Source organism: Azospirillum sp. UENF 111221, from assembly GCF_058780625.1.
Genome location: NZ_JBSNCH010000005.1, coordinates 1,665,405 through 1,688,148, shown reverse-complemented (window position 1 = coordinate 1,688,148; position 22,744 = coordinate 1,665,405). Strand labels below are relative to the sequence as shown.

19 protein-coding genes, 2 tRNA genes and 3 pseudogenes are annotated in these 22,744 nt (G+C 66.8%); 7 read left to right on the top strand and 17 right to left on the bottom strand.

Annotation, left to right across the window (positions count from 1 at the left end; all coding sequences use genetic code 11):
• Nucleotides 1-19: 19 nt before the first annotated feature.
• Nucleotides 20-1,978 carry a sensor histidine kinase gene (locus tag ACWPN3_RS22560; protein WP_492241227.1) on the top strand — a complete coding sequence of 653 codons (1,959 nt, stop codon included), beginning with the start codon at nucleotides 20-22 and terminating at the stop codon, nucleotides 1,976-1,978.
• Between the two features lie 10 nt (nucleotides 1,979-1,988).
• On the opposite strand, the gene ACWPN3_RS22555 is transcribed toward ACWPN3_RS22560, so the two are convergent.
• From ACWPN3_RS22555 to msrA, 5 genes and pseudogenes are all read right to left on the bottom strand, one after another.
• Nucleotides 1,989-2,615 carry a pyridoxamine 5'-phosphate oxidase family protein gene (locus tag ACWPN3_RS22555; protein ID WP_492241226.1) on the bottom strand — a complete coding sequence of 209 codons (627 nt, stop codon included), beginning with the start codon at nucleotides 2,613-2,615 and terminating at the stop codon, nucleotides 1,989-1,991.
• Entirely contained in the window at nucleotides 2,612-3,112 is a 501-nt protein-coding gene (locus ACWPN3_RS22550; RefSeq protein ID WP_492241225.1) for a DinB family protein, read from the bottom strand. The genes ACWPN3_RS22555 and ACWPN3_RS22550 overlap by 4 nt, the downstream gene beginning before the upstream one ends.
• 84 nt (nucleotides 3,113-3,196) lie before the next feature.
• Nucleotides 3,197-5,128, bottom strand: coding sequence for a DNA translocase FtsK (locus ACWPN3_RS22545; RefSeq protein WP_492241224.1), 1,932 nt, complete (start codon nucleotides 5,126-5,128; stop codon nucleotides 3,197-3,199).
• Nucleotides 5,125-5,658, bottom strand: coding sequence for a PAS domain-containing protein (locus tag ACWPN3_RS22540; protein ID WP_109448553.1), 534 nt, complete (start codon nucleotides 5,656-5,658; stop codon nucleotides 5,125-5,127). Before ACWPN3_RS22540 ends, ACWPN3_RS22545 begins: the two co-directional genes overlap by 4 nt.
• Before the next feature lie 153 nt (nucleotides 5,659-5,811).
• A pseudogene (msrA, locus tag ACWPN3_RS22535) lies at nucleotides 5,812-6,454 on the bottom strand (peptide-methionine (S)-S-oxide reductase MsrA).
• 167 nt (nucleotides 6,455-6,621) lie between these two features.
• On the opposite strand from msrA, the gene ACWPN3_RS22530 reads away from it, so the two are divergent.
• Nucleotides 6,622-7,080, top strand: coding sequence for a hypothetical protein (locus ACWPN3_RS22530; RefSeq protein WP_109448557.1), 459 nt, complete (start codon nucleotides 6,622-6,624; stop codon nucleotides 7,078-7,080).
• Between the two features lie 9 nt (nucleotides 7,081-7,089).
• Here the strand turns inward: ACWPN3_RS22530 and ACWPN3_RS22525 are convergent, their stop codons facing one another.
• The 8 genes from ACWPN3_RS22525 to ACWPN3_RS22490 form a co-directional block, all read right to left on the bottom strand.
• Nucleotides 7,090-7,935: a TrmH family RNA methyltransferase gene (locus tag ACWPN3_RS22525; RefSeq protein ID WP_109448559.1), complete on the bottom strand. Its 846-nt coding sequence runs from the start codon at nucleotides 7,933-7,935 to the stop codon at nucleotides 7,090-7,092.
• 33 nt (nucleotides 7,936-7,968) lie between these two features.
• On the bottom strand, nucleotides 7,969-8,547 hold the full coding sequence (locus ACWPN3_RS22520) for a YqaA family protein (RefSeq protein ID WP_085090362.1): 579 nt from the start codon (nucleotides 8,545-8,547) through the stop codon (nucleotides 7,969-7,971).
• 144 nt (nucleotides 8,548-8,691) lie between these two features.
• The gene (locus ACWPN3_RS22515; protein WP_109448561.1) at nucleotides 8,692-9,270 is read right to left on the bottom strand and encodes a YgjV family protein; all 579 of its coding nucleotides are present in this window, start codon (nucleotides 9,268-9,270) and stop codon (nucleotides 8,692-8,694) included.
• Between the two features lie 254 nt (nucleotides 9,271-9,524).
• Nucleotides 9,525-10,661, bottom strand: a complete 1,137-nt coding sequence (locus ACWPN3_RS22510; protein WP_109448563.1) for an acyltransferase family protein — start codon at nucleotides 10,659-10,661, stop codon at nucleotides 9,525-9,527.
• 30 nt (nucleotides 10,662-10,691) lie between these two features.
• Nucleotides 10,692-11,189, bottom strand: a complete 498-nt coding sequence (locus tag ACWPN3_RS22505) for a winged helix-turn-helix domain-containing protein (protein ID WP_492261753.1) — start codon at nucleotides 11,187-11,189, stop codon at nucleotides 10,692-10,694.
• Between the two features lie 148 nt (nucleotides 11,190-11,337).
• On the bottom strand, nucleotides 11,338-12,360 hold the full coding sequence (locus ACWPN3_RS22500; protein ID WP_109448565.1) for a glucokinase: 1,023 nt from the start codon (nucleotides 12,358-12,360) through the stop codon (nucleotides 11,338-11,340).
• A 38-nt stretch (nucleotides 12,361-12,398) separates the two neighbouring features.
• Nucleotides 12,399-13,808 (bottom strand): alpha,alpha-trehalose-phosphate synthase (UDP-forming), encoded by a 1,410-nt coding sequence (gene otsA / locus ACWPN3_RS22495; RefSeq protein WP_098738939.1) that lies wholly within the window; start codon nucleotides 13,806-13,808, stop codon nucleotides 12,399-12,401.
• 470 nt (nucleotides 13,809-14,278) lie between these two features.
• A complete protein-coding gene (locus tag ACWPN3_RS22490) occupies nucleotides 14,279-15,217 on the bottom strand; it encodes an N-formylglutamate amidohydrolase (RefSeq protein ID WP_109448567.1) in 939 nt (312 codons plus the stop codon).
• Nucleotides 15,218-15,427: 210 nt separating this feature from the next.
• Between ACWPN3_RS22490 and ACWPN3_RS22485 the strand changes: the two genes are divergently transcribed.
• Nucleotides 15,428-15,502 (top strand) — tRNA-Val (locus tag ACWPN3_RS22485).
• Nucleotides 15,503-15,683: 181 nt separating this feature from the next.
• Complete coding sequence (locus ACWPN3_RS22480; RefSeq protein ID WP_492241223.1) at nucleotides 15,684-16,535, top strand: transporter substrate-binding domain-containing protein; 852 nt, start codon at nucleotides 15,684-15,686, stop codon at nucleotides 16,533-16,535.
• 165 nt (nucleotides 16,536-16,700) lie between these two features.
• On the opposite strand, the gene ACWPN3_RS22475 is transcribed toward ACWPN3_RS22480, so the two are convergent.
• The 3 genes and pseudogenes from ACWPN3_RS22475 to ACWPN3_RS22465 form a co-directional block, all read right to left on the bottom strand.
• Nucleotides 16,701-16,776 (bottom strand) — tRNA-Ala (locus tag ACWPN3_RS22475).
• A gap of 147 nt (nucleotides 16,777-16,923) precedes the next feature.
• Complete coding sequence (locus ACWPN3_RS22470) at nucleotides 16,924-17,064, bottom strand: hypothetical protein (RefSeq protein ID WP_492261912.1); 141 nt, start codon at nucleotides 17,062-17,064, stop codon at nucleotides 16,924-16,926.
• Nucleotides 17,065-17,155: 91 nt separating this feature from the next.
• Nucleotides 17,156-17,527 (bottom strand): annotated as a pseudogene (locus ACWPN3_RS22465) (TIGR02300 family protein); the annotation flags it as partial.
• 203 nt (nucleotides 17,528-17,730) lie between these two features.
• Between ACWPN3_RS22465 and aroA the strand changes: the two are divergent.
• From aroA to rpsA, 3 genes and pseudogenes are all read left to right on the top strand, one after another.
• A complete protein-coding gene (gene aroA, locus ACWPN3_RS22460) occupies nucleotides 17,731-19,080 on the top strand; it encodes a 3-phosphoshikimate 1-carboxyvinyltransferase (RefSeq protein ID WP_492241222.1) in 1,350 nt (449 codons plus the stop codon).
• Between the two features lie 46 nt (nucleotides 19,081-19,126).
• On the top strand, nucleotides 19,127-19,783 hold the full coding sequence (cmk, locus tag ACWPN3_RS22455; RefSeq protein ID WP_492261896.1) for a (d)CMP kinase: 657 nt from the start codon (nucleotides 19,127-19,129) through the stop codon (nucleotides 19,781-19,783).
• A 190-nt stretch (nucleotides 19,784-19,973) separates the two neighbouring features.
• Nucleotides 19,974-21,681: pseudogene (gene rpsA, locus ACWPN3_RS22450) on the top strand (30S ribosomal protein S1).
• 119 nt (nucleotides 21,682-21,800) lie between these two features.
• Here the strand turns inward: rpsA and ACWPN3_RS22445 are convergent.
• Nucleotides 21,801-22,256 (bottom strand): PRC-barrel domain-containing protein, encoded by a 456-nt coding sequence (locus ACWPN3_RS22445; RefSeq protein WP_109051901.1) that lies wholly within the window; start codon nucleotides 22,254-22,256, stop codon nucleotides 21,801-21,803.
• Nucleotides 22,257-22,744: the final 488 nt, after the last annotated feature.

Here is a 22,744-nt window from a genome sequence, read left to right as displayed (position 1 = left end):
ATCCGCGTCTTGCCGCCGGATGGCGGGGCCGATCGCCCTGCTGACGGCGCTTCTTCTGTGGTTCGCCGGCACAGCCGCCGCCACGGTGTCCGGTGTGGAGCCGCTTCGGCTCGGGCCAGCCACCGCCAGCGCCACCCTGGCCGGCCATTTCGCCCGGCTGATCGATCCCGACCGCAAGTTCGACTTCGCCGCCATCCTGAAGGCCGACGCCGATGGGCAGATGGAGCCGCTTGGGGATTTCCGCGGTGTCGGCCAGACCCGCGACATCCATTGGTACCGCTTCGACCTGATGCGCGAACCCGGTGCGCCGGCGGACTGGCTCCTGGAGATGGGCGAAGCCTATATCGACCATCTCGATCTCTTCATTCCGAAGGCAAACGGAGCCGTGGGCCGGCCGCAGGATCCTGCCGCCTACCGGCTGGTCCGGCTGGGAGACTTCGTTCCCTTCAGCCAGCGGCCGATGAAGACCCGGCTGCACAGCCTGCCGCTGACCCTTCCGGAGGGAAAGCCGGTTTCGCTTTACCTGCGCGTCGATTCGGTCAGCGCCATCCGCCTGTCGGCACGGGTGTGGTCTCCCGCCGCCTATGTCGGCCACCAGACCAAGGATCTGCTGTTCCAGGGGTTTTTCCTGGGGGTGTTGGGCATCCTGGTGTTGGGCTATGTCGCGTTGGGCCTGCTTCTGCGTGACGGGGCGCTGCTGTCCTACACCGCCTATGTCGCCACGGTCTTCTGCTATTACCTGTTCGCCAACGGCATCGGTGCAGCCCTGCTGCCGGATCTGCCGGGCTGGATCATGAACTTGCTGGTGGGCAGCAGCGGTTTCCTCGGCTTTGCCACGGCACTGATCATGTGGGTCTATATCCTCGATCTGCAGACCCGGGCGCCGAAGCTGGCGCGTTGCTATCAGGGGCTGGCCCTGCTGGTGCTGCTGGCATTGCCGACGACGGTTTCACCGCTCTACGCCCTGACCAACCCGGTGGTGACCCTGTCGGCGCTGGTCGTGGTGGTGATCGCGCTGGTGCTGACCGCACGCATGGCCTGGCTGAACCCGAGCGATCTCAGCCCGCGCTTCTATCTGGCCAGCACCCTGGTGTCCCTTGGTGGGCTGATCATGGCCCAACTGATCCTGCGGGGCGCGCTGCCTGCCGATTTCTTCATCGCCGATCCCTATCAGGTCGCCTCGATGGTGGCGGTGATGGTGCTGGGCACCGGTCTGGCCCTGCGCATCGGCAGGCTTCAGGCGGAACGGCTGCGTGCCCGGGAGGAATCGGCCTTCGCCACCAAGCGGGCGGAGGAGCAGCGCAGCTTCGTCGCGATGCTGTCGCATGAATTCCGTACTCCGCTGGCCGCCATCGACAGCGCGGCCCAGATGATCGAACTGTCGGGCGTGGTGGAGTCGCCGTCGGCGCTGTCCCGCCTGCAACGCATCCGCAGCACCACCCACAAGATGGCAGAGCTGGTGGATCTGTTCCTGTCCTCGGATGCGCTCGACCAGGGGGCGCTGGCGCTGAAGCCGGAACCGGTGGCGCTGGGCCAGTTGATGGACGAGGTGCTGGGCGGCCTGAGGGGGACGGAAGCGGAGGAACGGCTGGAGCTGTCGATCGACGCTCCCGACCGCCCGATGCTGGTCGATGCGCCCTTCCTGGGGGTGGCCATCGGCAATCTGGTGCAGAACGCGCTGCGCTACTCGCCGGCGGACGCGGCAGTCCGGGTGAGCGCCTTCGATGACGGAGGCGGTATCGTCATCCGCGTCGCCGACCGGGGTTTCGGCATGACCCCGGAGGAGGTGGAGCGAATCGGCTCGATCTATTTCCGCGCCTCGTCGTCGCGCGGAACCAAGGGGTCGGGGCTGGGACTTTACATGACGCAGAAGATCGTCGCCGCCCATGGCGGAACCCTGTCGGTGGAGAGCGAGCACGACGAGGGCTCGGTCTTCACCATCCGGCTGCCGGCCACCGACAGGCTCGCCGCGCAGTAGGAATGCCGGGTCAGTACAGGGTTTTGGGGATGCGCTCGGCCAGCGACCGGTCATAGGCGTCGCCGCCTTCACGCCCGGCGCTGGCCTCGGCCATCAAGACTCCTGCCGACGGCAGGCTGCGGCGCTCGATCTGCACCGCCGGGTCCCACAGGCGGGACCGCAGCAGGGCGCGGGCGCATTGGAAGAACACCGCCTCGATGCTGACGACCAGCACCGACTTCGGCACCTTGCCGTCCACCGCGAAGCTCTCGCACAAGGCCGGGTCGGTGTCGATCACGGCGCGGCCGTTGACCCGCAGCGTCTCGTTCAGTCCCGGCACCAGGAACAGCAGACCGACCCGCGGATCGGCCAGGATGTTGCGCAGGCTGTCGATGCGGTTGTTGCCGCGGCGGTCGGGGATCAGCAGGGTACGGTCGTCCGCGACCCGGACGAAGCCGGGTTGGTCGCCGCGCGGCGAGGCGTCCAGCCCATCCGGCCCGCTGGTGGCGAGAACGAAGAAGGGCGACGCCTCGATCAGCGCCCGGTAGCCGGGGGTCAGCGCCGGCACTTCCTTGGCGATGGAGGGAGCGGCGGGCTCGCCATAGAGGGCTTCCAGAGCCGCGAGGTCGGCGACGGGCCTGCTTCCTGTCTGGCTCATTTCGTCTCCAGCAGGAAATAGACGAAGTCGATCGTCGGCGCGCCCAGCCCGAACTGGCTCAGCAGCGTGTGGGCCTGCCCGCGATGGTGGGTCTGGTGGTTGAAGATATGGGTGACGATCTGGGAGAAGGGCAGCTCATGCGCCGTGGCGGCCATGCTGCGGTAGGAGAGAACCGACTCGAACCGCTCCGCCGGGGTGGCTGCCAGGACGCGCAGGATACGCTCGTCCTCCGCTTCGCGGGCAGTGCGCAGGCCGGCGAAGTCGTCATGGAGGATTTCATCGAGCGACGACGGTTTCGGCCCGGCCCCCTCGATGCGTTCCAGCCACACCCGGTCGGCGACCAGGATATGGTTCAGCGTGCCGCGGACAGAGCCGAAGAAGGCGCCGCGGTCCTCGCGGAACTGAGCATCGGAAAGCTGCGCCGCGGCCTCGTAAAGGCGGCGGTTGGCCCAGCGGTTGTAGCGGGCGAGGCTTTCAAAATGGGGCTTCGGGTCCATAGGGGAGCCTTTTGCTTTCTTGCTGTCGTCTCCCAACCGGAGGAGCCCTCTCCACAGAGGAAGAAAGCTCCTCCGGATGATCGATCACACGCCTGCGCGCTTGGCCGACAGGCCGGCGTGGGACAGCAGGACTTCGCGCTTGCCCTGGTGGTTGGCGGGACCGACCACGCGTTCGGTCTCCATCCGCTCCACCAGGCGGGCGGCGCGGTTGTAGCCGATCTGGAGCTGGCGCTGGATGAAGCTGACCGACACCTTGCCCTCGCGGACCACGAGATTGACGGCCTGCATGTAGAGGTCGTCGCCGGTCGCAACCGAACCGCCGTCCTCATCCTCCACCGCGGCGGCTTCCTCCTCCTCCTCGGTGATGGCGGTGACGTAGTTGGGAGCGCCCTGGGCCTTCACATACTGGACGATCTCCTCGACCTCCGAATCGGAGACGAAGGGACCATGGACGCGGGTGATGCGGCCGCCGCCCTGCATGTACAGCATGTCGCCCTGTCCCAGCAGCTGCTCCGCCCCGGCTTCGCCGAGGATGGTGCGGCTGTCGATCTTGCTGGTGACCTGGAAGCTGATGCGGGTCGGGAAGTTGGCCTTGATGGTGCCGGTGATGACGTCGACCGACGGGCGCTGCGTCGCCATGATCAGGTGGATGCCGGCGGCGCGCGCCATCTGGGCCAGACGCTGGATCGCCGCCTCGATCTCCTTGCCGGCCACCAGCATCAGGTCGGCCATCTCGTCGACGATGACCACGATGTAGGGAAGCGGCGTCGGTTCCGACGGCGTCAGGTCGAAGACGTTCTCCGGCTCGCCCGGTGCCGGGGCGCGGCGCGGCATCTTCTCGCCATTGGCGATCATCTCGGCCATGCGGGCGTTGTAGCCCTCGATGTTGCGCACGCCGAGCTTGGACATCGCCTCGTATCGGCTTTCCATCTCGCGCACGGCCCAGCGCAGGGCGACCACCGCCTTCTTGGGGTCGGTGACGACGGGCGTCAGCAGATGCGGGATGCCGTCATAGACCGACAGCTCCAGCATCTTGGGATCGACCATGATGAAGCGGCAGCGCTCCGGCGGCAGCCGGTAGAGCAGCGACAGGATCATCGTGTTGATCGCCACCGACTTGCCCGAGCCGGTGGTGCCGGCGACCAGCAGATGCGGCATGCGGGCGAGGTCGGCCACCACCGGCTCGCCGCTGATGTCCTTGCCGAGCGCGATGGCGAGCTGTGCCGTGGTGTTGCGGAAGGCGTCGTGGTCGAAGCTCTCGCGCAGGTAGACCATCTCGCGCACCGGATTCGGCAGCTCGACGCCGATGACGCTGCGGCCGGGAACGATGGCGATGCGGGCGGTGACCACGCTCATCGAGCGGGCGATGTCATCGGTCAGGTTGATGACGGTGGCCGACTTGGTGCCGGGCGCCGGCTCGAATTCATAGAGGGTGACGACCGGGCCGGGGCGGACATCCATGATCTCGCCGCGGACGCGGAAATTCTTCAGGACGGTTTCCAGCATCCGCGCGTTGCGGGCCAGCACCGACTCGTCATGCTGCTGCACCGGGCGCGGCGGCGGGGTCTGCAGCAGCGAGACGGTGGGCAGCGAATAGACGGCGGGATAATCCACCGGGCCGGCCGGAGCGGCGGGCGCGCAGGGCACGGCGGGGGCCGTGGCGGGGCCGGGGATGGCGGTTGCCGCCTCCGCCACCGGTGCGGCTTCGCACGGGGTCGCAGGTGCCTCCGCCTCCGCCGGGTCGCGCGCCTCATAGGCCCATTCGACGCCCGACAGGAAGGCGAAGCCGGCGACCACCGCCAGCGCCTCGTCCGACAGGTTGGTGGAATAGACGGTCCCGGCGCGCGGGGTGCCGGGCAGAACCTCGACATCCCACATCACGCGGCCGTCGGGGCGCGGGTTCGGGACGAGATTGAACGGTCGGCCGTTCAGCGCGCACCACAGATTGAACTCGTCGGCGGTCACCACCCCCGCTTGGGTGGGCGGGGCGGCGAGATGCGGCATACGCGGGCTCATGCCGAGGCTCCGGGCTTCTGAACGGTGAGGGGGACTGGACCGGAGGAGGAGCCACCCGGCAGGGGGGGACGTGCCGCCAGCTCGCGCGGCGTCATCTCGTATGCGGCGACCAGCAGCTTGTCGATGCTGACGCCGTCGCTGGACATCGGCAGCACCAGCCGCTCGAAGCTGCGGGTGCGCCCGCCGAAGACCGCGGTGTGGACACGGGCGACAGGCAGCCGCTCGCGGCGCACCGTCTCGTATTCCGGCTGAAGCAATGCCCGCTGTTCCGGCGGCAGGTCGTCCAGCGTGGCGCCCAGGCGCGACTGGCCGAAAGCGGTTGCCAGCGCCTTGCCGTAATAGGAATAGACGAAGGTGCCGGCTTCCTCCCCGATCACCTCGAAGACGGCGATGTTGTCCTTCCACGGCCGGAGGTCGGCCGGGGCGATGCTGCTGGGGACCGGCGGCCGGCCGGCGACGGATTTGGTGAGCCAGAATTCGAGCAGGCCGCTGAGATACGGCGTCGCCAGCTCGGTTCTTTCCTTGGTCATGACAATCGCAGCTGGACGGGCGGCGCTCCCGCGGGATGATGCCGCCGGAGCTTTCAAGAGCCGCCCGAACCATACCCGCAAGGGCCGGTGTGGCGCAACCGCAAGGGCTAAGCCCGTCAGGGGCACCGCACCCCGGCGTTTACCCGTGTTTCATCAGGCCGCACAGGTGACGCCGGTGCCGCCAAGCCCGCAATAGCCGTTTGGATTCTTGGCAAGATACTGCTGGTGGTAGCCTTCCGCGAAGTAGAAGGGAGGAGCCTCGCGGATCTCGGTGGTGATCGGGCCATAGCCGGCCTGGGCCAGCCGCTCCTGATAGGCCGCCAGCGTCGCTTCCGCCGCCGCCTGCTGGGCGGGGCTGTGGGTGTAGACAGCGGACCGGTACTGGGTGCCGACATCGTTGCCCTGGCGCATGCCCTGGGTCGGGTCGTGCGACTCCCAGAAGACGCGCAGCAGAATCCTCCGCCTTCACCATCGCCGGGTCATAGACGACGCGCACCGCCTCGGTATGGCCGGTGCGGCCGGAGCAGACCTCCTCATAGGTCGGGTTCGGGGTATGGCCGCCCTGATAGCCGACGGCGGTCACCCAGACGCCGGGGACCTGCCAGAACTTGCGCTCCGCTCCCCAGAAGCAGCCGAGCCCGAGGTCGATGACCTCCAGCCCAGGCGGATAGGGGCCGGTCAGGCGATGGCCGTTGACATGGTGCTGTTCGGGAACCGGAACGGGTTGGCTGCGGCCGGGCAGCGCCTCCTCCGGCGTCGGCAGCGTCGCCGGCTTGCGCAGAAAATGCCCCAGCATGGTCGGGTCTCCCATCATGACGATCCGTTGGAGTGACCTCTTATGTCGGGTCGCGGCCGGGCTGCGGCAAGGTGGCGCCAGCGGAGTCGGCGTGCCGGTGAACCTTCGGGCTGTTTCGCGCGTTTGAGCTTGTGATCTGCTGGGAACTTGAAAAAAGGAGAGCCATCATGGCCAGCACCACCGACGAGCGCCTGATCCAATCCCTCATCGACCATGGCCGCCGCAACGGCAACCGGCTGAGCGCCGAGGCGCTGGGCGGTATCCTGCCCGTCGACACGATGACGCCGGAGGAAACCGCCGCGGTGATCGAGCGGGTCGAGGCGGCCGGGGTCGAGGTCGAACTGGACGATTCCCGCCTGATGCAGGGCCGGCCCAATCCGGCGCTGGCCCGGCAGACCGGCGACTATCACCGCGGCGACGGCGTCGTCGACATGGCGAACCCGGCCGCCCCAGCGGTGTCGGCCCCGGGTGCGGTGCCGTCGCGCCACGGTTGGGCCGACGACATCGCGAACGGCCATGTGGGCCACCACAATGCCGTCCCCAGTTGGACGCGCAACGGTGTGGAACTGCTGCCGCTGGCGTCCGTCGCCCTGGTGGCGGTGGTGCTGATCGCGGCGCTCGGCTGAAGGCAGCCCTTACCCGGCGGCCAGGGCATGGATGAGGATGGCGGCGGTGGCGGCGACGTTCAGCGACTGGACGCGGCCGCTGCCGGGGATGGTCAGCACTGCCTCGCAGGCCGCGAGCGTGGCCGGCGGAATGCCGTCCTCCTCGTTGCCCAGCACGACGGCCGGCGGCTTCACACCCTGCTTGCCGCGCCAGCCCGTCAGCGCGCCGGCATCGACGGTCGGCCGGGTCTGGTCCAGTGCCGTCCCGAACACCCGGTGGCTGGTGCGCAGCCGCTTCAGCACGGCCGGCAGGGCGGGGGCGCGCTCCAGCGCCACCCACTCGAACCCGCCCTCCGCCACGCGATAGGCGGCCTCGGACGGCAATGCCTGGCCGGGATGGTCGGAGACCAGGACGCGGGGCAGGCCGAAGAAGGCGGCGGTGCGCAGGATGGCGCCCAGATTGTGCGGGTTGCCGACCCCGTCCAGGATCAGCAGCGGCTCCGTTGCCCGGCGCGCGGCCTCGGTGTCGAACAGCGGCAGCGTCCGAGGCGCCATCAGCGCGACCACGCCGCCGTGCAGAACCGTGCCGGCGACTTTCGCCAGTTCCTCCGCCTCCACCATGCGGTAGGGCTTGCGGGCCGCCGCCATCGCCTTGCAGAAGGCACCGACCGCCGGTTTCAGCCGCTCGTCGAAGAACAGGCGCTCCACCCGCTCCGGCTCATGGGTGAACAGGGCGGACACGGCGGCCAGCCCGGCCACGCGGAACAGCTTGCGCGATTCGGTGGGCTCCGGGGCTGACGGTGCGGACGAGAGGGCGGGGGCTGCGGTCCGGGAGCGGGCGCGGCTGGGATGGGGCGGGCGCCCGCGCGGAGGCATGGAGGTCCTGTCTGTCTGGAAGAGGGTGGCGGCTTACAGCAGCTTCACCACCAGGAAGCCGCCGATCAGCGCCACCGCGAACACGCTGGTGACGAGGGTCAGCCGCTTTTCGATGAAGGCGCGGATCGGCGGACCGAAGAAATACAGCAGAGCCGCGACCAGATAGAAGCGGATCGACCGCGAGATGATCGAAGCGCCGATGAAAACCCACAGCGGTAGATGCGCCACGCCGGCTGTGATGGTCAGCAGCTTGTAGGGGATGGGCGTCATGCCCTTGATGATCAGGATTTCCGCCCCGTACTCGACGAAGGTGTGGCGCAGCTGCTCGAACTTGTCGGTCAGGTGATAGAACTCGATCACCCAGCGGCCGATCGTCTCGTACAGGAAATAGCCGATCATATAGCCGGCGATGCCGCCGACCACCGAGGCCAGCGTGCAGATCGTCGCCAGCTTCCACGCCGCCTTGCGGTTGGCGATGACCATCGGCACCAGCAGCAGGTCCGGCGGCAGCGGGAAGAAGGAGCTTTCGGCAAAGGACACACCGGCCAGCCAAGCGGTCGAATCCTTCGACGCGGCCTTGGCCATGGTCCAGTCGTAAAGACGCTTCAGCATGAATGGGCCGTCCTTCGTCGCTGCCGTTGCGGTGCACGAGGCCTCTTTTAGGCGCGACGGTGCCGGTGCGCCAGTGCCCAATTCGACCGCCCCCGGACAGGGAGAACCCGTCCGGAGGCGTTAGCCCGTTCCAGTGAGGACGGTTCAGGCGGCGGCGGCGCCGGAGGGCAGCGCATTGGCATTTGCGGCTGGCACCGCTGCCGGAGCCTCCTCCCTGCGCAGCGCGCCGCGCAGGCGCAGCAGGTTGGCGGCGGCACAGAAGGCATCCGACGCCATGGCGAAGGGCGACATCACCAGCGCGTTGTGGCTGACCCAGAAACCGCCGGCCACCAGCAGGAGAATGCGCATGCGGACCGCGTCCGATTGCCAGCGGGCAAGGGTGGAGAAGGTGATGCCCAGGCTGGACAGCGCAGACGGCAGGCCGGACCAGGTGAACAGTGCGATGGCGGCGACGCCCGGCACCGTCGCCGCGAAGATCGCCGTCTGCCAGCGGCTGCGCCCTTCCGGCAGCGCCGCCAGCGCCTGCGCCACCACCAGCAGGCAAAGCGCCGCGGCGGTGTGCGCCCCCAGCAGCACATAGTGGGTGATGAACATCAGGTTGGTGGCGGCCTGCCCGGCCAGCAGGGCACGGCGCTTCTTCATCAGCGGCCACAGGCACGAACCGGCGAAGGCGGCGGCACCGAAGGCGTCGGCGGCCGTGACGGGCAGGGGGAGGGACAGCATGGCGGGGGGATCGGCTCGGGCAAAGGCACGGCGGTGCGGCGCCGCGGCTGCGGCCCGTCCGGATGCCGGATGAGGTCGGGGGAAACGGGTTGTTGCCGTACGGTCACGCTGGCGCCGAGCTGCAACAGAGCCATATGTACGGTGCCTCGTCCCGCCGCACCATCGGACTTCCGGTTGCCCAGGGCTGCACGGCGCGCATGGAAGAAAAAGCGGACGTTGCACCGCGAAATCGGCATGTCGGGCGAACGGCGGGATCAGGCGGCCATGCGCAATGGCCGTTGCGGTTCGACCATATATTTCCGGCGCATCTTCATGAACGGTTGTTCGATGGCGAAATAGGTCAGGGTGGAAAGAGCGATCGACGCCGGTAGAACCACGGCCGTGCAGACCAGCAGCGCATTGATGTGCGGATTCTGCATCAGCTTAAGAATGTCACCGTATTTCCCGATCTGCGTGATGACGATGAAGTTGGTCAGATAGATGGAATAGGAGATCGAGCCGATATAAGCCGTCATCCGCGATAGGGCGGGGGAACCGGAAATGCGGACGGACAGATAGGTCACAATGACGAGTGCCCAGCCGGCCGCCTCGACGGTGGGCCAGACTGTCTTCCAGGTGGCGATCACCGGATAACCTCCGGCCCGATGGAAAACCGTGATCATGGTCAGCATCAGAAGGATTGCGGGCAGGAAGGCCCGGCCGAGCCACAAGGCGCCCTGTGGAGTATCGTTGCAGCGGCGCAGCGCCACGGCCGCGATCATGCCGATCAGGAACTGATCGATGCGTCCGACGATCGTCCAATAAGCGATTGCGCGGGAATTCGCGCCGAACTGATCGGCGATGAGCCGATAGACGAATGCGCACAGGATCATCAACGCCAGTTGTCGGCATCCCTGCCGGTTCAGGATCGACAGCAGGAAGGGGAAGATCAGATAAAACTGGAACTCGACGGCGACCGTCCAGAACAGGCTGGTTGCTACCCCGTAGGTCGCCTTGTTCCCGGCATTCAGGAATGGAACCGCCATCTCGAGAATTTTGGCCGGATCGACGGCATCCGGCGTCATGGCGATACCGACAAGGAGAAGCCAGGCATAGAGAGGATAGATTCGGAGCAAGCGGTTCCGCAGGAAGCCGAAATAAGAGACTTCACGGCCGTTTGCGCCCCATGTGAAGATGAAGCCCGATAACACCATGAAGAGCGCGACGCCGGTGTGTCCCTCCACCACCATCGCCAGCAACGGGTTTTTTGTATGGACCCAACCTTCAATCAGGTTCCCACCCGCCGATTGTGGGAGGATCTGAAACGAGTGGTAGTATAAAACGATAAGAGCTGCAAATGCACGGAGATGGTCGAGCCGTGGAAGATATGCGATGTTGACGGATTTTTCCATTATTCTGCTTTTCAAAAATGTTCTTCGGGTTCAAAATCTTCTATAATGATCTGCGCGATCTTTTTCTCGAGAAATCTTTTCATCCATGAGGGCGCCGCCCTTTGCTTCGATGGCCGCCTGCATCGGGGCGCGGCCTATGTCGTGCCATCGGCATTCGAGTCTTGTAGCCTGTGCCCGGCTCTCCGTCTCCGTCTCCTTCAGCACTTCGTCCAGCCAGCGCAGATGCGGCTCGGCGGCCTTGCGCGCCTCCTCCTGGGTCTGGCGATAGCGGGCGACCACCTCCTGGCCCAGCGGGGTCAGGCCGGCACCGCCACCCTCACGCCCGCCGACGCAGGTGCGGATCACCGGTTCGCGGAAGGCGGTGTTCATCGTCTCCACCAGGAACCAGGCGCGGCGGAAGGTCATGTCCAGCGACCGCGCGGCGGCGGAGATCGAGCCGGTGCGGTCGATGGCCTCCAGCAGGGCGATCTTGCCGGGGCCGATGGCGCCCGACGGGTGCAGGAAACGGACACGAAGGTCGGCAGGCATGGTGTTCCGATGCAAATCCGAAAGAGAGGGGAACAACCATGTGGAGGGCGACCCGCCGGTTCAAGCGACAAGTCGCGCAATAGGGGGAACCACCGATGGGATGCGCAATCGGCCGCACCCCTCCAGTGGCTTCCCTACTGTTCGGGCCTTATTCCGCTCCTGCCGCCTCGGCGAGGCCCAGGAAGGCGGGCAGTTCGTGGGTGATGACGTAACTGGGCACCGGTGCGAGGAAATCGCGCATCCGGCCCTTCTCCACGAAGCGCTTGCGGAAGCGGGAATGGGTGAACAGCGTGTCCAGCTTCGGCACGATGCCGCCGGCGATATAAATGCCGCCGCGCGCGCCCAGCGTCAGAGCGAGGTTGCCGGCGACGGTGCCCAGCATGGCGCAGAACATCTCCACCGCCTCGACGCAATGGGCCTCGCTGCCGTTCAGGGCGTTGTCGGCCACCTGCGCAGGCGTGAGGGCGGCCGGCTCCCGCCCGTCCAGGATCGACAGCGCGCCGTAGAGGTTGACGAGGCCGGGGCCGGACAGCACCCGTTCGGCCGAGACATGCTCGAAGCTCTTGCGCAACTGGCCGAGCACGGCGCTTTCGCGGTCGCTGATCGGCGCCATGGTGACATGACCACCCTCGCCCGACAGTGCGGTCCAGCGGTTGTTGGCGCCCGGCACCAGACCGGACACGCCCAGCCCGCTGCCCGGCCCCAGCACGCCGACAACGGCACCCGCCTGCGGCGCGCCCTCGCCGATCTGGCGGCGATCCTCTTCGGCCAGACGCGGCACCGACAGGGCGACGGCGGTGAAGTCGTTGATGACGACCAGCCCGTCCAGCCCCAGCGCGTCCCGCACCCGGTTGACGGAGAACTGCCAGACCAGATTGGTCATGGCGATGCGGTCGCCGGTAACCGGCCCGGCCACCGCGAAGGCGCCGCGCCGCGGCCGGCCGGGAGTGCCGACCGCCGCCAGCCCGACCGCCGTCAGGTAAGCGGTGGCCGCATCCTCGATCGAGGCGTAATCGGCACAGCGCAGCACGCGGGTGTCGCGGACGATGCGTCCGTCGATCAGGCCGAAGCGGGCATTGGTGCCGCCGATGTCGGCAACCAGAATGGGGGCCAGAATGGGAGCAGCGTTACCGGCGGTGCCGGGAATGGCGGGGGAGAGGTCGGCGGCCATGGATCCGGATCTGCGCTGTTGGTGGGCCGAGCGGATGCTCAGGTGACCGGAAAGTCATACGGTGCCCGCGTCAATGCGTCTACATAGCTTTCGCGCCACCAGTTGATGTCCTGCCGCCGCAGGGTCTGCATCAGGGCGGCGTGGCGCTCCTTGCGCTCGCCCAGCGGCATGGTCAGCGCCCGTTGCAGCGCGTCGCCGACGCCCTCGATGTCGAACGGGTTGACGATCAGCGCCTCGCCCATCTCGTGGGCGGCACCAGCGAACTGGGACAGCACCAGCACGCCCGGATTGTCGGCGTCCTGGCAGGCGACATACTCCTTCGCGACGAGATTCATGCCGTCGCGCAGCGGCGTCACCAGCCCGACATTGGCCAACCGGTAGAAGCCGGCCAGAACGCGCTGGCCGAAGCTGCGGTTCAGGTAGCGGATCGGCTGCCAGTCGAACTCGGCGAAACGGCCGTTGATGCGGCCGGCCATCTCCGACAATTCGCGGCGGATGGCGATGTATTCCGGCACATCCTCCCGGCTTGGCGGGGCGACCTGAAGGAAAGAGACGCGGTTGCAATGCTCCGGGTAGCTTTCCAGAAGCTGCTCGAAGGCGGCGAAGCGTTGCGGCAGGCCCTTGGAATAATCGAGCCGGTCGACGCCGATGATCAGCCGGCGTCCCACCAGGCTTTCGCGCAGCCGTTCGGCCTGGCGCGAGCGGCCGGCGGTGCGGGCCAGGCTTTCCAGCGCCGGGGTATCGATGCTGATGGGAAACACCTTCGCCATCAGGGTTCGGCCGAAGGCGCGGATCATCGCCGTGCCGTAGGCGCCGCGCTGTTCCACCGTGCCGTCGGTCTCGGTGCGGATGTAGTCGCAGAAGCCGCGCAGGTCGGTGGCGGTGTGGAAGCCGACCAGATCGTAGGCGCACAGCTCGCGGATCAGGTCGCGGTGGTTGGGCAGGGCGGTCAGCAGTTCCGGCGGCGGGAAGGGCGTGTGCAGGAAGAAGCCCATGCGCTGCGAACAGCCGCGGCGGCGCAACTCGTCGCCGAAGGGGATCAGGTGATAGTCGTGGACCCAGACCATGTCGTCCGGGCGCAGCAGAGGCTCCAGCTTGTCGGCGAAATAGGCGTTGACCCTGGAATAGCCCTCGCGCGTGCGACGGTTCACCGAGATCAGGCCCAGGCGGTAGTGGAACAGCGGCCATAAGGTCTGGTTGGCGAAACCGTTATAATATTCCTCATGATCGCGGCGGCCCAGATCCAGCGTGGCGTAGGTCAGCTTGCCGGCCTCCGTCTTGGTCGGCTCCGCCTGGGACTCGCCATCGACGACCGTTCCGCTCCACCCGAACCAGATGCCCCCGGTCTTCTTCAAGGCTGCCAGGATGGCGACGGCGAGACCGCCTGCGGCCTGCTTGCCCTCTTCCATAAGGGCGACCCGGTTGGATACGACGACGAGCCTGCTCACGATCTTCTTCTCCTTATTGGCCGCCGGCAGGGCGTTCCGCAGTCCGCAACTTCAGGGCCGCCGTGGCGGACACCCGGTATTGGACCACTGCGAAACGACAAAGGGCGGCCTTGGTTCCGAACTCCCGCCGTCACGCTCACGATAGCGGTCCGAAGGTACGGCACCTTTTGTCCTTTGGGGCAAACTGTTTCACGAAAGGTTATGCTGCGGTGCAGCAAATCTAGATGAGATCCTATCCGGTTCGCGGTATCTCCTGTCTCGATTAACGTGATGTAATGAATAAGAAATTCTTTTTGGGCTTGAAGCCGGGACGCCACGCGCTCATATTGTGCAGTGCGGCAACGGTTGCGCCTCGGCGTGGACGTTGGCGTAACGCACTTCTTGGGCGTTTCCTCCCTAGACTGAAGGCCGCGGGTCCGCCCGCGGCCCTTTTTTTGGCCTGACGGTCCGTTGGCCGGGGGGCAGGAGGGTCAGCGCGGACCAAGCCCGTCGGGCGGCAGCAGGCCCAGCGTGTCGACCAGTTCGGTCATGTGGCGGGCCAGGGTGCCAAGATAGGGCAGGCGGGTTAGCGCCGCCTCGTCCATGTAGAGATCTCGGGCGATTTCGATCTGAAGCGTGTGGATGCCCTGGCGCGGCCGGCCGTAATGGCGGGTGGTGTAGCCGCCGGCATAGGGATTGTTGCGGCTGACCGCATAGCCCAGCCCGCGCAGGTAATCCTCCGCCGCGTCGATCACCGCCGGGGCGCAGGCATTGCCGAAACAGTCGCCCAACACGATGTCGGGATGGGTGCCGCCGCGCCCGTTGCCCCGTCCACCGGTGGTGACGCTGCCCGACGGCATGGAATGGCAGTCGATCAGCAGGACATGGCCGAAGGCGTCGCGGGTGCCGTCCACCAGTTGGCGCAGCGCGTTGTGATAGGGGGTGTAGCAGCGGCTGACGCGGTCCAGCGCCTCGGCGAAGCGCAGCTTGCCTTTGTAGATGTCTTCGCCGTTGGCGACCACGCGGGCGATGGTGCCCAGCCCCGCAGCCACCCGGGGGGAGCGGGTGTTGACATAGGCCGGCAGCGGATCGGCGAACATCTCCGGATCCAGTTCGTAGGCCTCGCGGTTGACGTCCAGATAGGCGCGCGGAAACAGGGCGCGGATCAGCGGCACGCCGAAGCCCGGGGCGAAGGCGAAGATCTCGTCGACGAAGCAATCCTCCGACTTGCGCAGCGCCCGGGCATCCAGGCGGGACGAGGCGAGGAACTCTGCGGAATACGCATTGCCGCTGTGCGGCGATGCCAGCACGAGCGGCAGCCTCTGGCTCTGCGGGGCCAGAATTTCGAAGGCCGGGGCGTTGGGCAGCGGAGCGGCGGCCGGGTCGGCACCGGCACCAGCGCCGCGTTGCGCGTCGAAGGAGGCGTCCATGATCGAATGATGTAATGGACGCCGGCCCCAGTGTCACGGAACCTCTGTCACGGAACCGTCTGTGAGGGGGCCGGCCGCCTCCCTGCCGCCGGCGGATAAAAAAAGCGGATGGGTGGTGCGAAAGAGCTTGCGTGTCGGCAAGGAGGTCGGTATACACCCGCCCACGCCGGACGGAACGACGCCAAGCGCTTCTCCGCCGGTTGCTACAGTGGGCGGTTAGCTCAGCGGGAGAGCACTACGTTGACATCGTAGGGGTCACTGGTTCAATCCCAGTACCGCCCACCATTCTGAAGGCCGCGAACCGGAACGGGTTCGCGGCCTTCGCCGTTCCAGGGCTGCTCTTGGGGCTGCCGCATTTTTTAGCGGCTGCATATCTGAACTCCGTTCGTCCGGATCGCAGCCCCTCGCCACAATCCTCCCTGCGCCGTACCATCCGGGCGGCAAACAATGCATCGGGAGGATTTTCATGCCTGTCCATACCCTGCGCCACAGCGGCCGGAGCCTTGCCGCAGCCGTCGGCGCGGTGCTGGTCTGTGCCGTTACTGCCCTGTCGTCCGCCGGTGCGCTGGCGCAGACCGCTCCGTCGGCATCGGCCGCTTCACAGCCGGCTGAAAACTCGCGCCTGGATGCCGTTCTGTCGGCCGGTACGCTGCGCGTCGGCACCACCGGCGACTACAAGCCCTTCACCTACCTGAACCCGCAGACCGAGAAGTTCGAGGGCATGGACATCGACCTCGCCGAATCGATGGGCAAGGCGCTGGGCGTGAAGGTGGAGTTCGTGAAGACCAGTTGGGGCAACCTCCTGCCCGACCTGCTGGCGGACAAGTACGACATCGCCGTCGGCGGCGTCTCCGTCACGCTGGAGCGGCAGAAGAAGGCGCTGTTCTCCGATCCGCTGATGCGCGACGGCAAGACGCCGATCACCCGCTGCGAGAACAAGGACCGCTTCCAGACCGTCGCCGACATCGACAAGCCCGGCGTCCGCCTGATCGTCAACCCTGGCGGCACCAACGAGAAGTTCGCCCGCGCCAACATCCGCACGGCCCAGATCGAAGTCCATCTGGACAACGTCACCATCTTCGACCAGATCGTCGCCGGCAAGGCCGACCTGATGATCACCGACGCGGTGGAGACGCGGCTTCAGCAGAAGCTGCATCCGGAACTGTGCGCCGTCCATCCTGACCAGCCCTTCGACTTCTCGGAGAAGGCCTTCCTGCTGCCGCGCGACATCGTGCTGAAGCTGTGGGTCGACCAGTGGCTGCACCAGGCCGTCGCCACCGGCCAGTATCAGGCGGTTTTCGATCGCTGGCTGAAGTAGCTGGTCCCGGCAACTGGAGATGCCGTCGTGCCGTCCGCAGCGCGGCGGCATTTCCATGCGGCCCGATGGAGTTCCGCAACTATGCACCGAACCGGCGTCTTTATCTGGTGCCCGGTCCAAACGCACCAAGGGCCCGGCGATTACTCACCAGGCCCTTGATCGATTTGGTGGAGCCAAGGAGGATCGAACTCCTGACCTCTACAATGCCATTGTAGCGCTCTCCCAGCTGAGCTATGGCCCCTTAACTCTGGGGGCCGGTCGTTTCCGTCCGGCCTTGGTGGAGCGGGATAATAGTCAGGCAGCGGAGTGATGCAAGCGGAAAATTCGTCCTTTCGCGCTTTTTTCACCACCCCGCCGGCCGTCCCGCCGCCACTGGGAGGGGCGCCGGTCAGCGCTCCTCCTCGTCCTCACCCTCGACGTCGACGACCTCGTCCATGTCGTCCTCGCCCAGTTCGGACGTGTCCTCGATCAGGACATCGTCCTCGTCCTCGGCGGTGTCGTCGGCTTCCTCGATGTCGTCGACCGACATGTCGTCCTCGGCATCCTCCAGCTCCGGAGTTCTCGGCCTCGGTCTCGACCTCTTCCTCGTCCTCGGCCACGACAGCCGCCTTCTTGGTGTCGTCGACCGGGGCCGGACGGGCCTTGCGGGACTTCAGCAGAGCCTCAGGATCGAACTGCGCGCCACAGCTCGGGCAGACCGGCGGGTCCTTGCGCATGTCATAGTAACGAGCGCCACAGCTCGGGCAGATGCGCTTGACGCCCCATTCGGGTTTGGCCACGCCACGTCCTCCGTCACAAAAATCAGGGGGGTTCTCAAGAGGCGCCCTTTGCCATGCCCTGCGGCGCTTGTCAAAAAAAAGATGAGACGAGCCGGCCGCCGCGGCGTCGCAGCACCGGCGGGAAAGTGGTATCCCGCCCGGGCAGGGGTTGCCTTTACACGGCGTTAACCATAACTCGCTAGAACGGACCTGCACACCGTGCAACTCCTCCATTTGGTTTCCTCCTTGAACTCGGGGCCGCTTACGGGCGGCCTCTTTTCATGTGCGCAAGGCGGAGGCTGCCGGGGTGCGGCCGGGACCCTGGAGCGGATGGCGCCGGTACAGGCGGCGATTTGGCCCCTCTCGCATCGAGGCGGGGGCTGTGATAGGAACGGCGGCCACAACCGCTTCCCGTTCCGATCCGAAGGACCCGTCCCATGACGCACGCAAGGCCGCTGCGCTCCACCACCACCGGCGCGATCCGGGGCAGCATCCGCGTGCCCGGCGACAAGTCGATCTCGCACCGGTCGCTGATGCTGGGCGCCATCGCCGTGGGCGAGACGGTGATCCATGGCCTGTTGGAGGGCGAGGATGTGCTGCACACCGCGGCTGCCATGCGTCTGCTGGGCGCCGAGGCGGAGCGGAGCGACGACGGCCAAGGGGGGAGTGTCTGGCGCGTGCGCGGCGTCGGGCTGGGTGCGTTGCAGGAACCGGCGCAGGTTCTCGACATGGGCAACAGCGGCACAGCCGCCCGCCTGCTGATGGGGCTGGTCGCCGGCCATCCGATCTCCTGCGTCTTCACCGGCGACGCCTCGCTGAACAAACGGCCGATGGCCCGCGTCACCAAGCCGCTGGAGGAGATGGGCGCCCGCTTCGTCAGCCGCTCCGGCGGACGTCTCCCGCTGACCGTGGTCGGCAGCGGCGAGCTGGTTCCGATCACCTACCGCCTGCCGGTCGCGTCCGCCCAGGTCAAGTCGGCGATCCTGCTGGCCGGCCTCAACACCGCCGGCGCGACCACGGTGATCGAGGCGGAGCCGACCCGCGACCACACCGAACTGATGCTGCGCCATTTCGGCGCCACCGTGACGACCGAGCGGCTGGAGGACGGCGCGCTGGCCGTCACCGTCACCGGCCAGCCGGAGCTGACCGGCCGCAGCATCCATGTGCCGGCCGATCCCAGCAGTGCTGCCTTCCCGGCGGTCGCCGCCCTGCTGCGGCCGGGCTCCGAACTTCTGCTGAACGACGTCGGCATGAACCCGCGCCGCACCGGCCTCTACGACACGCTGGTGGAGATGGGGGGATCAATCGCCTTCGAGAACCGCCGCGACCAAGCGGGCGAGCCGGTGGCCGACCTGCGGGTTCGCCACAGCGCCCTGAAGGGCATCGTGGTGCCGGCGGATCGCGCGCCGAGCATGATCGACGAATACCCGGTCCTGGCCGCCGCCGCCGCCTGTGCCGAGGGCACCACGGTGATGCTGGGGCTGAAGGAACTGCGTGTGAAGGAGAGCGACCGCCTCGCCATGGTGGCGGAGGGGCTGACCCGCTGCGGCGTGTCGGTGGAGGTCGGTGCCGACGACAGCCTGACGGTCCATGGCACCGGCAAGCCGCCGAAGGGCGGTGCCACTGTCCTCACCGCCATGGACCACCGCATCGCGATGAGCTTCCTGGTCCTGGGCATGGCGACCGAACAGCCGGTGTCGGTCGACGACGGCGCCTTCATCGACACCAGCTTCCCCGATTTCGTCGGGCTGATGAACGGGCTCGGTGCCGCGATCGTGGAGGCTTGAGGCGATGACGCAGCCGCTTTCCAACCAGGGCACTCCGGTCGGGACCGTGGTCGTCGCCATCGACGGCCCGGCCGCCAGCGGCAAGGGCACCCTGTCTCAGCGCATCGCCGACGCCTTCGGCTTTGCCCATCTCGACACCGGCGTGCTGTACCGCGCGGTCGGCGTGTCGGTCCTGCGGGCCGGCGGCGATCCGGCCGACAATACGGCGGCGGCGCGGGCTGCCTATGACCTGCACCCCGAACATCCGATCCTGCGGGAGGTGGCCTTGCGCACCGACGAGGCGGCGCAGGCGGCCAGCAAGGTGGCGGCGGTGCCGGAGGTGCGGGCGGCGCTGCTCGACTTCCAGCGGCGCTTCGCCGCCCACCCGCCGGGCGGCGCGCCTGGGGCCGTTCTGGATGGGCGCGACATCGGAACGGTTGTCTGCCCCGATGCCCAGGCCAAACTGTTCATTACCGCTTCGGTGGAGGTCAGGGCCGAACGGCAACTCAAGGAGTTGCAGAGACGGGGGATTCCGGCTATATCCTCCGATGTCCTGGAGGACATGAAGACTCGTGATGCGCGCGACAGCCAGAGAGCGGTGGCCCCGCTCCGTCCGGCTGCCGACGCTTTTGTGCTTGATACGTCCGCTCTCGATGCCGATCAGGTGTTCTCGATGGCGGTCGCCCACATCGGTTCGAAAACCGGTCTGAAGCCCACGGCGTAACGCCGCCGCTTCCGACTTCCGTTGACGGGCCGCCGGTGGCGGCGCGAACGGGTCCGACCCCCTCCATGGAAAACCATCAACCAAGTCGCCGGGCGTGGTGCCCGGCGCGGCGGTTCGGTCGAGGTCCCACCCGTTTTGCCGCGGGCGGGACCGGAACGGGGCTGCTTTCGCGCCACCTTTAGGAGTTTCAATGGCACAGTCACTGGCCCGCACGGTCGAAAAGGAAAGCTTCGCGTCTCTGCTTGAAGAGTCGCTGGGCGCGGCCGAGTCGCTCGAAGGTACGGTCGTCAAGGGACGCGTCGTCGCCGTCGAGAACGACATGGTCACCATCGACGTCGGTCTGAAGTCGGAAGGCCGCGTCGCGCTGAAGGAATTCGCCGTTGCCGGCCAGCCGCCCGAGCTGAAGGCGGGCGACACCGTCGAGGTCTACCTCGAGCGGATGGAAGACAAGAACGGCGAGGCGATGCTGAGCCGTGAGAAGGCGAAGCGCGAAGAAGCCTGGGCCCTGCTGGAGAAGTCGTTCAACGACCAGACCCGCGTCACCGGCGTCATCTTCGGCCGCGTCAAGGGTGGCTTCACGGTCGACCTGTCGGGCGCCGTCGCCTTCCTGCCGGGCAGCCAGGTCGACATCCGTCCGGTCCGCGACATCTCCCCGCTGCTGGGCACCCCGCAGCCGTTCCAGATCCTGAAGATGGACCGCTCGCGCGGCAACATCGTCGTGTCGCGCCGCGCCGTGCTCGAAGAGAGCCGTGCGGAGGCCCGTTCGGAGCTGGTGGCCAACCTCAAGGAAGGCCAAATCCTCCAGGGCGTCGTCAAGAACATCACCGACTACGGTGCGTTCGTCGACCTGGGCGGCGTCGATGGCCTGCTGCACGTCACCGACATCGCGTGGCGCCGCATCAACCATCCGTCGGAAGCCCTGCAGATCGGCCAGACCGTCACGGTCCAGGTCATCCGCTTCAACCCGGAAACCCAGCGCATCAGCCTGGGCATGAAGCAGCTCGAAGCCGACCCGTGGGAAGGCGTCGAGGCCAAGTATCCGGTCGGCGCGAAGTTCAAGGGCCGCGTCACCAACATCACCGACTACGGCGCCTTCGTGGAGCTGGAGCCGGGGATCGAGGGCCTGGTCCATGTTTCGGAAATGTCCTGGACCAAGAAGAACGTCCATCCGGGCAAGATCGTGTCGACTTCGCAGGAAGTCGAGGTCATGGTCCTGGACGTCGATCCGCAGAAGCGCCGCATCAGCCTCGGCCTGAAGCAGTGCCTGGACAACCCGTGGGAGACCTTCACCGACAAGTTCGGTCCCGGCACCGAGCTGGAAGGCGAAGTCAAGAACATCACCGAGTTTGGTCTGTTCGTCGGCCTCCCGGGCGACATCGACGGCATGGTCCACATGTCCGATCTCGACTGGAACAAGTCGGGTGAAGAGGCGATCGCCGAGTACAAGAAGGGCGACCGCGTCAAGGTCAAGGTTCTCGACGTCGACGTCGAGAAGGAGCGCATCAGCCTCGGCATCAAGCAGCTGGCCAGCGACCCGTTCGAAGTCGGCCACTGCCGGCCTGAAGAAGAACGAAGTCGTGACCTGCACCGTGACGCAGGTGACGGACGGCGGCATCGAAGTGACCGTCGGCGAGGGCTACACCGGCTTCATCCGCAAGTCGGACCTGTCCCGCGACCGTTCGGAACAGCGCCCGGACCGTTTCGCCGTCGGCGAGAAGGTCGATGCCAAGGTCACCCAGATCGACCGCGCTTCCCGCCGTATCTCGCTGTCCATCAAGGCCCGCGAGATGGAGGAAGAGAAGCAGGCGATGGCCGAGTTCGGTTCGTCCGACTCGGGCGCCTCGCTGGGCGACATCCTGGGTGCCGCTCTGAAGCGCAAGCAGCAGAACGACGAGTGATCGCCTGACGCCGTCCTTTCCTGCGTCGCCGCAGGGGAGGGGGCTTAGCGATCTCCCGGAAGGGTAGGAGAAAGGCCGCGTCCCGGTTGGGGCGCGGCCTTTTTCATTGCTCCATTTTGCTAATGCCGCCGTGGCTCCGGGCTGCGGGTCAGCGACGTTATGCTGTCGTCGTAGCGGAATTCGGGCATGTCGCGCACGCTGGCGGCCGTCACCTCGCGCAGATGGATCGCCTCGGTGCCGGTCCGCAGGTCGGCCAGGGTCAGGTCGGCCGCGATGTTCTTGCCGCCGAAGCCCAGAATGCCGCCGGAATGGATGACGATGTATTGGGCCTCGCCCTTGTCGTTGAGGATCACGTCGGTGACGGTGCCGATCTTCGACCCGTCGGCACCGAGGACGCTGCGGTCCATCAGCTGGTCGACGCTGGGGCCGGTCTTGCGTTCCACCGCCGCACCGACGGCCGGAGTCGAACCATTGATGATGACGCTCTGGGCAGCCGCACCCGGCGGAGTCGCTATACCGACAAGCAGTGTCAGTGCCGGCAATGCGAACCACATCTTGTGGGTGATCTTCAGCATGGGCGCTTTTCCTCCCCCAAGGATCTATGGGATCCCGCGGGATCCATCTTGGCTCCACCCGCCTTAACCGGGGACGCTTGAAATAGTTGCGGGGAGGCCGTCGCCACCCCTCCTCCGTGTCGATCCGCAGGCCGACCGGCGGCGACTCGAGGGCTGCTTCACCCCCTTTTTCGAGTCGCCCCTTGGATTCCGCCAATTTGCCTCGAGTCGAAGCGCAGCGAATCGGTGGTGTGTACAATGGGGCACAGGCAACAAGATGTTGATTTTCACTGCAACGAAGCACTGGTGATCGCCCGCGTTTTGCGCTCTAATCGGGGCGTGGCGCCGTCCGATCCGGCATCGGCGGTGATTTGAGTGCCTACAGTTTGTGCCTCACGACCGCGATGCGGTCCGCCACCGCCCCTGAAAAAATTGCTTGGCAGGCGGGAACAGGATCCGCAGTGACGGGTTGAACACCACAAGATCAAGGTTTTGAGGGGTTCGGTGAT

What these genes read in the sequence shown, in the direction of transcription:
- ACWPN3_RS22560 (WP_492241227.1), top strand. Translation starts at nt 20, where the DNA reads ATGGCGGGGCCGATCGCCCTGCTGACGGCGCTTCTTCTGTGGTTCGCC.
- aroA (WP_492241222.1), top strand. Translation starts at nt 17,731, where the DNA reads ATGACGCACGCAAGGCCGCTGCGCTCCACCACCACCGGCGCGATCCGG.
- ACWPN3_RS22555 (WP_492241226.1), bottom strand. Translation starts at nt 2,615, where the DNA reads ATGAGCCAGACAGGAAGCAGGCCCGTCGCCGACCTCGCGGCTCTGGAA.
- ACWPN3_RS22540 (WP_109448553.1), bottom strand. Translation starts at nt 5,658, where the DNA reads ATGACCAAGGAAAGAACCGAGCTGGCGACGCCGTATCTCAGCGGCCTG.
- ACWPN3_RS22445 (WP_109051901.1), bottom strand. Translation starts at nt 22,256, where the DNA reads ATGCTGAAGATCACCCACAAGATGTGGTTCGCATTGCCGGCACTGACA.
- ACWPN3_RS22490 (WP_109448567.1), bottom strand. Translation starts at nt 15,217, where the DNA reads ATGGACGCCTCCTTCGACGCGCAACGCGGCGCTGGTGCCGGTGCCGAC.
- ACWPN3_RS22500 (WP_109448565.1), bottom strand. Translation starts at nt 12,360, where the DNA reads ATGGCCGCCGACCTCTCCCCCGCCATTCCCGGCACCGCCGGTAACGCT.
- ACWPN3_RS22525 (WP_109448559.1), bottom strand. Translation starts at nt 7,935, where the DNA reads ATGCCTCCGCGCGGGCGCCCGCCCCATCCCAGCCGCGCCCGCTCCCGG.
- ACWPN3_RS22470 (WP_492261912.1), bottom strand. Translation starts at nt 17,064, where the DNA reads ATGTCGGTCGACGACATCGAGGAAGCCGACGACACCGCCGAGGACGAG.
- ACWPN3_RS22510 (WP_109448563.1), bottom strand. Translation starts at nt 10,661, where the DNA reads ATGGAAAAATCCGTCAACATCGCATATCTTCCACGGCTCGACCATCTC.
- ACWPN3_RS22520 (WP_085090362.1), bottom strand. Translation starts at nt 8,547, where the DNA reads ATGCTGAAGCGTCTTTACGACTGGACCATGGCCAAGGCCGCGTCGAAG.
- ACWPN3_RS22515 (WP_109448561.1), bottom strand. Translation starts at nt 9,270, where the DNA reads ATGCTGTCCCTCCCCCTGCCCGTCACGGCCGCCGACGCCTTCGGTGCC.
- ACWPN3_RS22480 (WP_492241223.1), top strand. Translation starts at nt 15,684, where the DNA reads ATGCCTGTCCATACCCTGCGCCACAGCGGCCGGAGCCTTGCCGCAGCC.
- ACWPN3_RS22530 (WP_109448557.1), top strand. Translation starts at nt 6,622, where the DNA reads ATGGCCAGCACCACCGACGAGCGCCTGATCCAATCCCTCATCGACCAT.
- ACWPN3_RS22545 (WP_492241224.1), bottom strand. Translation starts at nt 5,128, where the DNA reads ATGAGCCCGCGTATGCCGCATCTCGCCGCCCCGCCCACCCAAGCGGGG.
- ACWPN3_RS22550 (WP_492241225.1), bottom strand. Translation starts at nt 3,112, where the DNA reads ATGGACCCGAAGCCCCATTTTGAAAGCCTCGCCCGCTACAACCGCTGG.
- ACWPN3_RS22505 (WP_492261753.1), bottom strand. Translation starts at nt 11,189, where the DNA reads ATGCCTGCCGACCTTCGTGTCCGTTTCCTGCACCCGTCGGGCGCCATC.